Origin of the sequence: Sulfurospirillum sp. hDNRA2 (assembly GCF_024206095.2) — a bacterium.
GTDB lineage: Bacteria > Campylobacterota > Campylobacteria > Campylobacterales > Sulfurospirillaceae > Sulfurospirillum.
Genome location: NZ_CP159800.1, coordinates 1,399,213 through 1,411,781 on the forward strand (window position 1 = coordinate 1,399,213; position 12,569 = coordinate 1,411,781).

15 protein-coding genes are annotated in these 12,569 nt (G+C 43.5%); all 15 read right to left on the reverse strand.

The window, feature by feature from the left end; translation table 11 throughout:
• Positions 1–10: 10 nt before the first annotated feature.
• The 15 genes from NL930_RS07050 to NL930_RS07120 are packed head-to-tail and all read right to left on the reverse strand — an operon-like array spanning position 11 to position 12,550.
• Positions 11–1,237 carry an amidohydrolase family protein gene (locus tag NL930_RS07050; protein WP_039674413.1) on the reverse strand — a complete coding sequence of 409 codons (1,227 nt, stop codon included), beginning with the start codon at positions 1,235–1,237 and terminating at the stop codon, positions 11–13.
• Positions 1,227–2,318, reverse strand: coding sequence for a glycoside hydrolase family 3 N-terminal domain-containing protein (locus tag NL930_RS07055; protein ID WP_254376133.1), 1,092 nt, complete (start codon positions 2,316–2,318; stop codon positions 1,227–1,229). The genes NL930_RS07050 and NL930_RS07055 overlap by 11 nt, the downstream gene beginning before the upstream one ends.
• On the reverse strand, positions 2,318–3,205 hold the full coding sequence (locus NL930_RS07060; RefSeq protein ID WP_254376134.1) for an NAD(P)H-dependent glycerol-3-phosphate dehydrogenase: 888 nt from the start codon (positions 3,203–3,205) through the stop codon (positions 2,318–2,320). The genes NL930_RS07055 and NL930_RS07060 overlap by 1 nt, the downstream gene beginning before the upstream one ends.
• Before the next feature lie 14 nt (positions 3,206–3,219).
• Entirely contained in the window at positions 3,220–4,647 is a 1,428-nt protein-coding gene (gene gatB, locus NL930_RS07065) for an Asp-tRNA(Asn)/Glu-tRNA(Gln) amidotransferase subunit GatB (protein ID WP_254376135.1), read from the reverse strand.
• Positions 4,648–4,664: 17 nt separating this feature from the next.
• Positions 4,665–5,222: a thiamine phosphate synthase gene (locus tag NL930_RS07070; RefSeq protein WP_254376136.1), complete on the reverse strand. Its 558-nt coding sequence runs from the start codon at positions 5,220–5,222 to the stop codon at positions 4,665–4,667.
• A complete protein-coding gene (locus tag NL930_RS07075) occupies positions 5,197–5,490 on the reverse strand; it encodes a hypothetical protein (protein ID WP_254376137.1) in 294 nt (97 codons plus the stop codon). The genes NL930_RS07070 and NL930_RS07075 overlap by 26 nt, the downstream gene beginning before the upstream one ends.
• The gene (locus tag NL930_RS07080) at positions 5,477–6,154 is read right to left on the reverse strand and encodes a F0F1 ATP synthase subunit A (protein ID WP_039674407.1); all 678 of its coding nucleotides are present in this window, start codon (positions 6,152–6,154) and stop codon (positions 5,477–5,479) included. The genes NL930_RS07075 and NL930_RS07080 overlap by 14 nt, the downstream gene beginning before the upstream one ends.
• Positions 6,155–6,213: 59 nt before the next feature.
• Complete coding sequence (locus NL930_RS07085) at positions 6,214–6,420, reverse strand: 2-hydroxymuconate tautomerase family protein (protein WP_039674406.1); 207 nt, start codon at positions 6,418–6,420, stop codon at positions 6,214–6,216.
• Entirely contained in the window at positions 6,396–8,117 is a 1,722-nt protein-coding gene (locus NL930_RS07090) for a SulP family inorganic anion transporter (protein WP_254376138.1), read from the reverse strand. Before NL930_RS07090 ends, NL930_RS07085 begins: the two co-directional genes overlap by 25 nt.
• A 15-nt stretch (positions 8,118–8,132) precedes the next feature.
• Positions 8,133–8,885 carry a TIGR02757 family protein gene (locus NL930_RS07095; protein ID WP_254376139.1) on the reverse strand — a complete coding sequence of 251 codons (753 nt, stop codon included), beginning with the start codon at positions 8,883–8,885 and terminating at the stop codon, positions 8,133–8,135.
• The gene (locus tag NL930_RS07100) at positions 8,878–9,690 is read right to left on the reverse strand and encodes an ABC transporter permease subunit (RefSeq protein ID WP_254376140.1); all 813 of its coding nucleotides are present in this window, start codon (positions 9,688–9,690) and stop codon (positions 8,878–8,880) included. The genes NL930_RS07095 and NL930_RS07100 overlap by 8 nt, the downstream gene beginning before the upstream one ends.
• Positions 9,690–11,534 carry a flagellar hook-associated protein FlgK gene (flgK, locus tag NL930_RS07105; protein ID WP_254376141.1) on the reverse strand — a complete coding sequence of 615 codons (1,845 nt, stop codon included), beginning with the start codon at positions 11,532–11,534 and terminating at the stop codon, positions 9,690–9,692. Before flgK ends, NL930_RS07100 begins: the two co-directional genes overlap by 1 nt.
• Before the next feature lie 2 nt (positions 11,535–11,536).
• Positions 11,537–11,965, reverse strand: a complete 429-nt coding sequence (locus NL930_RS07110; protein WP_254376142.1) for a hypothetical protein — start codon at positions 11,963–11,965, stop codon at positions 11,537–11,539.
• Positions 11,966–11,992: 27 nt separating this feature from the next.
• Positions 11,993–12,193, reverse strand: coding sequence for a flagellar biosynthesis anti-sigma factor FlgM (locus NL930_RS07115; RefSeq protein ID WP_254376143.1), 201 nt, complete (start codon positions 12,191–12,193; stop codon positions 11,993–11,995).
• A 60-nt stretch (positions 12,194–12,253) separates the two neighbouring features.
• The gene (locus tag NL930_RS07120) at positions 12,254–12,550 is read right to left on the reverse strand and encodes a rod-binding protein (RefSeq protein ID WP_373028072.1); all 297 of its coding nucleotides are present in this window, start codon (positions 12,548–12,550) and stop codon (positions 12,254–12,256) included.
• Positions 12,551–12,569 lie beyond the last annotated feature (19 nt).

The following is a 12,569-nucleotide window of genomic DNA, read 5'->3' on the forward strand; positions in this document are numbered from 1 at the left end:
GTGTCGAAGCTTATTCGTTTTCAAACAAAAGTTTTCCGCCGACGATCACTTTGGCGACTCGACCGTATAACGTATCGCCGTAGTATAAAGAGTGTTTGTTCGTCACGGTATAAGTATGGTTAGGATCAAACAAAACGACGTCCGCATCGCATCCTTCTTCAATTTTTCCTTTATGCTCTAAGCCTAAAATCATTGCCGGATTGCGTGCACACAACGTTTCAAGCGTTTGCAAATCGATCGTGCCGTTTTTGACTAAAAACGTATACGCCAACGTTAAAAATTCTTCAATCGATCCGATACCGAACTCCGCATCCTCAAACGCGACGTCTTTATACAAAATCGATTTAGGAGAGTGCGAAGAGGTGACGCAATCAATCATTCCCGTTTTCAAAGCATCGATTAGGGCGATTCTTTCGTCTTCTTCGCGCAATGGAGGCATCAATTTGGCATAGGTATTAAAGCCGTCACAACTTGCATCGTTTTTGGACAGATGATGAATCGAAACTTCGGTAAAAAGAGAAGAAGGGCATGCTTTTTTATGCGCTTGGGCTATCTCCAAAGAACGCTTCGTCGAAAGTGATTTTAAAACGACGTTGGCACCGTAAAAAAGTGCCATTTCACAGACTTTCGCCACTTCGGCCGTTTCGGAAATCTTCGAAATTCCCGAAAGTCCTAGTGTTGAAGCTATGCATCCGTCGTTCATCAATCCGTTATCGTCAAGATTCGGCTCGTAACACTGTACGAAAACCGGTTTGTCTTTCATCGTAGCGTATTGCATCCCGCGGCGAAGCAAATTAGCGTTACGGTGCGAATCGGCCAAAATCGCCGAAGCTCCGTTATTGAGCAACGTGGCAATATTGTGCAATTGGTCTTCTTTTTGGTCCGCCAAAGGAGCGCTCATCACAATATTGACTTTAGCTTGATCAATTTTAAATTTTACCAACTCTAAAAGCGTCGCACTCTCCAAACGAGGCGTAAAATCCGACATCACCACCGCCGTCGTTACACCGCCTTTAAGGCAACTTTGTGCGAGCTTGTCGATATGGTCTTGGTTGAGAATGCTATTGGAAAAACGTACGTTCAGATCGATCATCCCCGGAAGCAAAACCATGCCGTTAGCCTCTAAAACTTCCTCATGCGAAGGAGCGTTAAGGTTTTCTCCGATCGCAACGATCTTGTTGTCCTGAATCAACACGTCTTGTCTTTTTTCGTGAATTCGTGCGTTTTTAATAAGCATAGCTTCCTCGCTTGGATAGATTTTTTTTAAACGTCAAGATGCGTGCGTAAGATTGCTCGATGCTAGCTTGCGAAATTTCTCCGCTACGAACGGCATCCAGTAGAATTTTTTGAACCGTAAAGGGCATACTGGCATTATCGGCAAAATAATTGGTAAAAACAAGAATATCGCCGCCGGCTTGTACGCTTCGAATAACGCGCTGTTTAAAATCAAGCGTATTAGGCAAAGAGTCGGTACGTAAATTATGCACGAAAACAACGCCTTTGAAGTGCATCTTATCGCGCAGTAAGTTTTGAATGATCGTTTTTGAAAAAAGAGAAGGCTCTTTCGGGTCTAAATCGTTAATTTTGGCATGCGACATCAAAACCGCATCGATTTTATCGTAGGCAATGAGATCGTAATAGGGTTTGAGTTGCTCAAATCGCCATGAAGCCGAAGCATCCGCACGGCTTGAAAAATCATCCCATAAATTGGCTCCCGCATAGGGAAAATACTTAACGACAGGCGTCATACCGTTTCGATACATCGCATCGATAAATAAAAGGGCATACGTGGTAACGATCTCTTCGTAAGAAGCATAAGAACGCTCCGACTCTTTAGCGTTACCGGCGATTTTACGTTGTAAATCGAGTACGGGAGCTAAATTGACGTTTACGCCGCCTTTTGCCATAGAAGAGCACATGGCATCGTAAATCGAGGCGGTTTCGTTCACGTCTTTACTCGTTGCGATTTCATTGGCACCGTATGCGGGAGCAAATCCTTTTTTGAGGGAAAAGAGATTTGCATCGCTTCCGTCATGTTCAACCGCAACGATCAAAGCCGCATCTGCCGGGGCTTGCGCTTTGAGATAATCGGTCAATTTTTTCAACTGGGCAACATTTTGGATATTTTTTTCCGTTAAAAAAACACCGCCTATTTTTTCGCGTTTAATATCTTTCGCGACTTGTTCAACCCACTTATCGCTCTCTTTCGTTCCGTCAAATCCGATCACGATCATTTGTGCAATCATCTCTTCCAACGACGTGCTTTTCGCACAGGCAAGACTAAGGCACAATGCCGTCAGTAAAAAAATTCGTTTCATCAATCCGCCAATAAATCTTTCACGCTTTGTTTGGGAGCCTTTCCCTTTAAGATCAAAGCAATTTCATGAGCAATGGGCGTATAAATAGCGTGTTTTGCAGAAAGCTCGAAAACGGCTTCAGAGGTATAAACACCCTCCGCCACTTCGCCTAATTCTTCCAAAATCGCGTCTAAAGCTTTGCCTTGCGCTAAAAAAAGACCGACGCGGTAATTACGTGAAAGCGTACTCGAAGCCGTTAAAAAAAGATCGCCCGCACCGCTAAGCCCCAAAAAAGTCGCTTCTTTTGCACCGAAAAAATGACCGAAGCGTTGCATCTCGACCAAGCCTCTGGCAATTAAGCTCGCCCGTGCATTATTGCCGAGTTTTAATCCGTCGCAAATACCGCTAGCAATCGCCAAAACGTTTTTATAGGCACCGCAAACTTCCGCGCCGATGACGTCTTGCGAAATATAAGTTTTGATAAACGAAGGGAAAAATGCGCAAAATTCTTTGGCAAGACTTTCATTGGAAGCATTGACGACGACCGCCGTGGGGAGAGCTTGCATCACTTCTGAAGCAAACGAAGGACCGGAAAGAAATGCCAGATGGGTTTCGGGCACGTATTGTGCAAAAATTTCATTTAAAAATTTTCCGCTTCCTTGTTCGATCCCTTTTGCGGCAACCAAAATTTTTTGCCCCGAAAAGCGAAAATGCTCTTCCAACCAGCTTCGCACTACTTGCGCCGGTAAAGCAAAAATGAGATAGTCGCTTTGAAGGGCTTCTTCAAGTCCTACAAAATTTTCAACGGCTTTTGCGCGTCGCGACGTAATCTTACATGTAACATTACGGGAAATGGCAAACTGAAGCGCTTGCCCCCATTTTCCCGCTCCAATGACCGCTATACTCACAAAAAACCTTTGCGTTAGTGAAGTCTGGCTTTTAAAAGCTCGTTGACTTTGGAAGGATTGGCCGTTCCTTTGCTCTCTTTCATCGCTTGACCGACAAAAAAAGCAAAAAGCTTCTCTTTACCTGCTTTATATTCGGCGACTTTATCGCCGTTGGCGGCAATAATGGCATCGATGATCGCTACCAGTGCACCCTCATCGCTCATTTGTTGTAAGCCCAGCGTTGCAATCGCTTCATCAACGCCGACGCGATTTTGCATTAAATAGTCCAAAACCTCTTTGGCGGCTTTACCGCTAATCGTAGCATCTTCAATACGTTTAACGAGTAATGCCAACGTCGCGGCGTCAACCGGTGAATTCACAATCGTCACACCGTTTCCCAAACGACCTTGAAGCTCGACGCTTAGCCACGTCACGCTATTTTTCGGACTCGCACCGTGTTCGATCATCGTTTCAAAAAAGCGTGCCGTCTCGACACTTGCGGTAATCACGTTTGCATCGTACGCCTTGATGCCGTATTCCGTTACGAAACGATCTCTTTTCTCATCGGGTAATTCAGGGATTTGAATACACTCGGCTAACATATCTTCGGGAATCAGAACCGGTAATAAATCCGGATCGGGAAAATAGCGATACTCCGCACTGTCTTCTTTGGAGCGCATGCTGCGTGTTTCATTTTTATCGATGTCGAAAAGCCGTGTCTCTTGGACGACTTCTTGCTCGTATACGCCGTCTTCCCATGCCGCACTTTGACGCTCTACTTCGTAATCGATGGCTCTTTGGATGAATTTAAACGAGTTTAGGTTCTTAATCTCCGCTCTCGTATAAAGCTTCGTATCGCCTTTCGGGCGAATCGAGACGTTCGCGTCGCAACGAAAACTTCCCTCTTGCATATTCGCGTCGCTAATGTCGAGGTAACGCAAAATAGCATGAAGCTTTTTAAGGTATAAAACCGCCTCTTCGCTACTGCGCATATCCGGTTCGCTGACGATCTCTAACAGCGGTGTTCCGGCACGGTTAAGATCGACATGTGAGACGTTGCCGTGGTGAATATTTTTTCCCGCGTCTTCTTCGAGATGCGCGCGCGTAACCCCGATGCGTTTTTTCGTCCCGTCCTCAAAATCGATATAGATCTCGCCTGCTTCGACGATAGGTATTTCAAACTGGCTGATTTGATACCCTTTGGGTAAATCGGGATAAAAATAGTTTTTACGGTTAAAAATAGATTTTCGATTGATCGTTGCGTTGATGGCCGTTCCAAGCGCAATGGCTTTTTTCACCGCCTCTTTATTTAAAACGGGCAAAGCTCCCGGAAGGCCTAAGCAGACCTCGCACACGTTAGTATTGGGTTCATCGCCGAAACTGGTCGGACAACTGCAAAAAATTTTGGTTTTCGTATTTAACTGAGCATGAACCTCAAGTCCTATAACAACTTCAAATTCCATTAATAAGCCTTTGCGGATTAATCTAAAAACAAGCGGATAGAAGCAATTCCGTACACCCCAAGTGCTTCACACGCCTTGACATGCGCAGGTTTGACGATACCTCCAAGCGCGAAACATTTGAGAGAGATTTTATCATTTATTTCTTTTAACTTCTCTAAACCTACGGGCTTTCCTTTGCCGGGGGATTCGAAGATGGGACTAAACGTCAACGCATCGGCACCGTTTTTTTGTGCCTCTTCCGCTTCGCGTAAGGTATGCGTACTGACCACGACAAAAAGTCCTAAAGCTTTAGCCTCTTCAACGACATGTAACGCATTTGAGGGCAAATGTACGCCCAAAACACCTAAACGATGAGCTAAGCGATAATCGCCGTGAAGAAGGACGTTTGCATATAAATTTTGCGGAAGCAAAGCAAGAACCTCCGTAGCAAACACTGCATAATCGACAACATGTTTATCGCGCAAACAGAGATAATCGACGCGGTGTTTTTGCGTAATCTCACGAAGTTTTTGCGCACAGATTTGTGCATCGGAAGTGTAATAAAGCGGATCAGTGATCAGATAGCGTTTGAGCATCGTTTGTGTCGATCCAGCGTTGCAATAAAGCCGTTTGCTTTTGCGCTTCCGAAAATTTGGCAATCTGCAAAGACGCCACTTCAAAAACAACCACAAAAAGTGCTCCGAAGAGAAAACAAAAAAGCCCGATCACGCAAGCGACGATCCATCCGAAAGGTAAGAAGAGTAAAAAGAAGTAAGTCCCGCCGGCAATTGCAAGAGCCCAAGAGGCACCTTGCAAAAAGCTCAGCAGTTTTTCAAAACGCGTGAAATCTTTAGTGTTCTTCACTGATCAAGACCGCACCTGCAAGATAAACGTACGTTAAGATCATAAAAATAAACGTTTGTAAAAGTGCGGAAAACGTTAAAAGCGCATATGCGGGAAGCGGAGCAACCCAAGGAGCAAGCATTAAAACTACCGCCAAGAAAATATCTTCGCCTTTGATGTTACCGAAAAGTCGGAAGGAAAGGGAAATAATACGCGAAAAATGCGAAACGATTTCGATAGGAAACATTAACGGAGCCAAAAGTTTGACCGGTCCCATAAAATGTGCGAAATAGTGAACGACGCCGTTGACGCGGATACCTTCAAAATTATAATAAACAAAAACCATTAACGCCAATGCCAATGTCATGTTTAGACTGCTTGAAGGTGCTTCAAAACCGGGAACGATACCGATCATATTGGCAACAAAAACAACCAAACCGATGGTTGCTACAAGCGGTAAATATTTGCGAGATAACTCTTCTCCGATGACGTCTCTGCCCATAGAGATAACGCCTACAAGATATGCTTCCATAACGTTTTGTACGCCGCTTGGGACCAATTGCATCTTAGACGTTGCCATTTTGGCGAGTCCCAAGACGATCAATGCTACCAAAAGAATGTGGGATACGAAAAGAAAGTTATGGTCGTGACTGATTAAGCCTACAAAGGTAAAAATTTCACCCATTACACCGTTCCTTTAATTATTATTTGCGTGATTGTATCGATAAATCATTTAATCATTCATTAAGACTTCGCTTTTTGGCGAAGCTTTGTGACTTGTTCACCGCCGATACCCCAATTGTCGGTATCGACTTCATCGATAACGACGACGGTCGTCGAACGATTTTTTCCTAACACGTCGACCAATAAATCGGTCACGCCCGCAATGAGTTTTTCTTTTTGCTCTTTGCTGGCACCTTCTTTGGTTATTTTGATATTGACGTAGGGCATGGCATCTCCTGATTGAGTAGTCGATCGGCACGAAGGAGTGCCGTATCGATATGATCGGTAATGTTTTCTTGTCCGACGTTTTTATCAAAACCGAGGCGTTCCATTTTATGTTTAATACGCTCGTTGACGCCGGAGAGTACAAGAACCGTTCCGTTGCTTTGACACAACTCTAAAAATTCTTCCAAAGCATGTAATCCCGTCGCATCGATCATGGGAACATGACGCATTCGTAAAATAAATACTTTAGGAGCATCTTCCAATTCGCCCAAAATATTTTTCAAACGATCAGCGACGCCAAAGAAGAAGGGACCGTTAATTTCATACACTTCGACGCCTTGCGGGACGATTTTATTACTGATCGCATGAATGTCGGTTTCGTCAATCGGCTCGTCGGTTTCGTCAAAAGGCATAACCACACTCTCTTTCGTGTCGATAATCCCCGTCACGTCGATCATACGCTTGATAAATAAAAGACCCGCCAACATAATGCCCGTTTGTACGCCGGTGTTCAAATCGATAAAAACGGTCAAAAAGAAAGTCATTAAAAGTACGACGACGTCATTTCGTTCCGACTTGAGTGCAATCGCTTTAAAATGGTGGAATTCGCTCATATTCCATGCAACGACCACTAAAATTGCCGCCAACGCCGCCAAGGGAATTAATAAAATCAATTTTGAAAACAAAAACATAAAGATCAATAACATCAACGCGTGTAACATACCCGAAACTGGACCGTATGCGCCCGATTTAATATTGGTTGCCGTTCGAGCAATCGCACCCGTCGCTGCAATACCGCCGAATAGCACCGACCCGATGTTAGCGATGCCTTGAGCAATCAACTCCTTGTTAGAATGGTGATGATCGCCCGTCATACCGTCCGCGACGACGCAAGAGAGCAAAGACTCGATTGCTCCTAAAATCGCTATCGTAATAGCATCGGGGAAAACAGCGCGAATTTTTTCCAGTGAAAAAGCGGGAATCGAAGGCGACGGAAGCGTCGAAGGTAACGATCCGAATTTCGATCCTATCGTTTCAACCGGTATATTAAACCACCAAACCGCAAATGAAGCAAAAACAATGACTAGCATCGGAGCGGGAACACGCGGAAAACGATGGCGAAGTTTAATTAACATCGCGATGCTGATCAGCCCTATAGCCAGTGCGTAATAATTCACATGTAAGACTTCATGCGAATACAAAACCCATTGATCGGTAAATTCCGCCGGCATTTTTGCAATCGGCAAGCCTAAAAAATCTTTGATTTGCGATGAAAAAATAATTAAGGCAATACCGCTCGTAAATCCCACCGTTACGGGATACGGAATAAACTTGATGATATTGCCGAGTTTAAAAACACCCATTAAAACGAGCATTCCGCCGGCTAAAAACGTCGCAATCACCAAACCGTCATAGCCGTGTTTTAAAATCACCGCATAAAGTACCACAACAAAAGCCCCCGTAGGACCTCCAATCTGATACCTGCTACCTCCGAGTAAGGAGATAATAAACCCCGCAACGATCGCCGTAAAAAGACCGCGTTCGGGACTTACGCCGCTGGCAATCGCAAACGCCATCGCCAAAGGTAAGGCAATAATCGCCACCGTCGCTCCCGCAAGCACGTCCGAAGAAAAGTGTGCGAAAGTGTACCCTTCCTTTAAAAGCGTATAGCTTCTAGGAAGCCAATTTTTTACATTCATCAAAACCGCCTTTCTTTACAGTATTTGTTTCTCCTGTCCTAAGCGATACAGGGCAAAATCGAATTTGACGGGATCGTTAGGATCAAGTGTTTTTAAGGCATCGGTCAGCTCGAGAACCGCTTTAAAATCGTATGTTTTACGCGTAATCAACCCTAATTTTCGACCGACGCGAAACGTATGCGTATCTAAGGGCATCAAAAGGTCTTGAGGACGAACCTCGTTCCACAAGCCCAAATCTAATGCGTCGCAACGAACCATCCAACGTAAATACATATGCCATCGTTTGTAAGCGGAAGTCGGGTTAGATGAAGGCATTTTACCTAAGAGAAACTGATACCCTTTTGAACGATACGGATTAGAAGCGTACAACATGTCGATCAGTACGGCAATTCCGTCCATAACGTTTTGCTTTTTTCGATACCCGCGTAAAAACAGTTTTTCCAAACTTCCGTGCGTCTCTTTGAGGCGTTTGAGCGTTATAAAAAATGCTTGAATGTCAAGACTGCTTTGAAAACGATAATACGAAGATTGCAAAGCCTCGGCGATATGCGATTCGCTTGTTTCCAAAAGGCTAAAGTCCAAACTCTCTAAAAAATGCACGATCGCTTGAGCATTTCCGTAAGCAAAAAGCGCACAAACCAAAGCGACGTATTCGTCTTTATACCACGAAGCGACCATTAAAGGATCGGGTTTTGAAACGGATAATTCTAAAGCGCAATTGCGTTTAAGAGCTTCTTCGCGTAAACGATCGGCAATGCTTTTATGCATCGCGTAAAGCCTCTTTTTCGTTACTTTTTTCTTGAAGGTAGTCGGAAAGTTGAAGCAAAGAAAACGTCACTAAAAAGATCAAAAGACCGGGGAAAAAACTCAGCCACCACGCAATGTCGATAACGTCGCGCCCTTCGCTTAAAATAACGCCCCAACTGATTTGAGGCGGCATAATGCCGATCCCTAAAAAACTCAATCCGCTTTCGGAAAGTATCGCGCCGCTAACGCCGAAGGTAAAACTGATGAAAAAGATAGGCGCAAGTAAAGGAGCAAAATATTTAAAAATAATTTTAAACGTTCCTACATGTGAGAGTTGTAAAATTTTGATAAACGGCGCATTGGCAATCGCAAAGCTCTCGCTTCGAATCATACGCGCCATGCCCATCCATCCCGTCACAGAGATAATCACAACAAGTATCCACACCGACGCATTCATATAACTAATCAACGCCAAGAGTAAGAAAAAAGTCGGAAACGTTAAAAAAAGATCGATCACGATAATAACCAAACGATCGACGCCTTTTTGAAAGAAACCAGCGCTGATGCCGATCAGCAAGCCGATGACACTTGCGATAAAAGCACTCCCGAGTCCGATCAAAAGCGAAATTTGACCGCCGAGCATTAAACGGGCTAAAAGATCGCGCCCCAAGCGATCGGTTCCCAAAAGATGATCACAATCGGGTGCTAGTAAAATGGCGTCGGGATGGAGATCGTAAGGCGAAATATGATAGAAAAAAGGCGCACCGAAGCATAAAAAGAAAATGAGCACCAATAAACAGGTGCTCGCGTAAGGAAAGCGTTTCACTAGGATTTAATTCCTAAGAGCGTGTCTAACATTTGATCGATTGTCGTAATAATTTTAGCTGCCGCTGCGAACGATTTTTGGTATTGCATCAAATCGATCAGCTCTTCTTCCTTGTTAACACCGCTAATCGATTGAAATTCGGAAGTAATCGTCGCATTTAAAGCTTCATTCGTATCGTATTGACTTTTTGCCGCGGAAGCATCCGTAGCTATCTTAGCCGTAAACGCACTGTATTGACCTTGAATCGTCCCCTGAGAAATCGAACCGTCTTTATGGTAAAAATTCAAAGAAGTATATTGAAGTTGAAGCATACTATTGGCGACACTATGGTTTCCGGCGATGGGAGCTCCGTATCCTTGTAAAGCGGAGGGATTTTCTTTGTATTCCGTTTTAACGTTAATATTTGAAGCGTCGTTACCCGTTAAAAACTGACTCACGCCGATAATACCCGGAAAATTACTGCCGTTGTCTTTAATCGCAACTGTATAGCCGTTATTTAAAGAAGTGGGACTAATAGAAAAAGAGCCGTTGTCCATAAACTCTGCTTTAAAATAGTCGCTGACGTCATTGAGGGCGTTATTATCGTGATTATCGTCCGTATCGCTGTTAAATTGCGTTAAGATACTTTGCGAAAACGTATCGTCACTCATCGTCGTCATACCGTTAATGTTAAGCGTTTTTCGTGCAACCTCTTTTCCGTTGGTATCGTAAACGATGACGTCCATAGACCCGTCGTTCATATTGTTGTAAACGTTTTTAAGAGATTCGTTACCTTGAAGCGATAATGAAGGGCTATCCATACGTTTTTGAGCGCTTTGGGCGTAAATATTGTTGGTTTCCGTAATAAACGTTTGAGCAAAACTGTCAAGATCGTCTATATATCCTTGTAAAATACCGTCCTGCGGGTATCCACCGTTGACGCTCTTATCGATAACGCGTCCTCTGAGATCCAAGATAGCACCGATTTTACCGCCGGATAATTGTTCCGTTAACCCGTACAAACGCCCGTCTTGCATTTGTGAAGAGATAGAATAATAACTGCTTTCGTTAGAAGAGTTATCGATAACGATCGGATGAAATGTAGGTCCGTCTACAAAAGAAGCCCCTGATATATTAAGATAGTATTCTTTTCCCGTATCGGTCATATTGGCATCTACGGTCGTATCGCTGGTAATATTGCCTTTAAAAACGGAAATATTAACTAATTTAGATAACGTTAACTCCAATTTATCGCGTTGATCGCGTAAATCGTTGGCGGAAGCCCCTTTTGTCGCTTCGACAATACCGATTTGTTTATTCAAATCCGCAATTTGGCTTCCGATGCTGTTCATCTCGTCGACGGCCGTTTTTAATTGTGTGTTCATAGAGTCTTGCAAACTTCTTAACGAATCCCTTGTCGATTGAATATTGGTCGTTAAGGTAACGCTTTTTTGAATTAAAGCAATTTTTTGAGAACCTTCCGTCGTATTGGAAGCTAAATTACTCCACTCCGTAAAATAGTTTGTTAAATCTTGCGCCAATCCTGAATCGCTCAAATCGGGAAAATATTTTGCCGTTTCCTGTAAGGTTTTAGTCGAAAACGTATCGTAAGAGAGATTCGAAGAAGCTTCACGTAGCTTTGAATAAACGAATTCATCATGGATACGAACGATAGAAGTAACGGAAACACCGCTTCCTATACTCACGCCTTGCGTATAAAGAGGTGAACTTGCCGCAAACGAGACGCGCTGACGCGTGTACGAATCGTTGTCGGCATTGGAAATATTTTGACTGGTCGTCGCTATGGCGATTTGAGAAGCGTTAAGTGCCGTTTTTCCGGTATTGAGCGTGCTAAAAAGGCTCATCTTTAAGCCCTTACTTTCAGTAATGAAGCCGGCTTATGATTGGAAGCAGTATACCCGTCCATTTCTCGAGGGAAGATACTATCCAACAGAACGTTATAAAACTGGCTGACGGTTACGACGTATCGTGCATACTGTTTATTGCACGTTTTGAGCTCGGAGAGTTTGGTTTTCATATAGGCTAAAAGTTGTTTTTGCTCTGGTTCAAGAAGCTCTTCAAGCGATTTTTGTCCGCTCTCTTTGAGCATTTTCATTAACTCATTATCTAGCAGTGATTTTTTATGTTCAAAAGAGCGAAGTAAATCTTCTTTAATTTTAGCGCGCTCGAAAACGTTGACATGTTTGGCAACCTTGATATCCACAATATCTTTTTCTGTTTGTTCAATCAGGTTTTCAATATCTTTGATCGCATTTTGTAGATAATGAGTTAACATTTTTTTATCCTTTTGAATAGAAAGGACTTAGAGCAACTCTTCCGTGATCGCTTTTGCCGTTTTTTTCAGATCGACTTTATAGGTTCCTTCTTCGATCTCGGCTTTTAGCGTAGAGAGCTTGTCTATGCCTTCGCTTTTTTCGGTTTTTCCGGCACTCTTTACGGTGTCGTCTTTGAATGCACTGCCTTGTACGTACGCCGCGTTGGACGCTTGAACGGTTGAAATCATTTGAGACCCTTTATAGTTTAACGTTTGTGTTAACCCTATATCGTCTAAAACAATAAAACTTTAACGCCCTTCTTTCAAATAATTAAAAAGCATCTGACTAATTCCGAGTCCGCCGCTGAGTGCCGAACTCATCGTATCGTTATACATCGATCGATAAATTTTATCTCCAGCATCTTTGGGGAAAAGCGGATCTTGTTCCTCCGTGTCCGTTGCGATGTCTAAAATTTGCTTAAGGAAAAAAGCTTCAAATTTATCGGTTTGTTCTTTCAGTAAAGCATCGCTTTGAGACGAATGGCTTGTCGCCGAAGCCGTTTTAATGTTTGTCGTCGGTAAAGAGCCGTAATTTGCATTCATCAATGCAAGCGACGTATCGTTG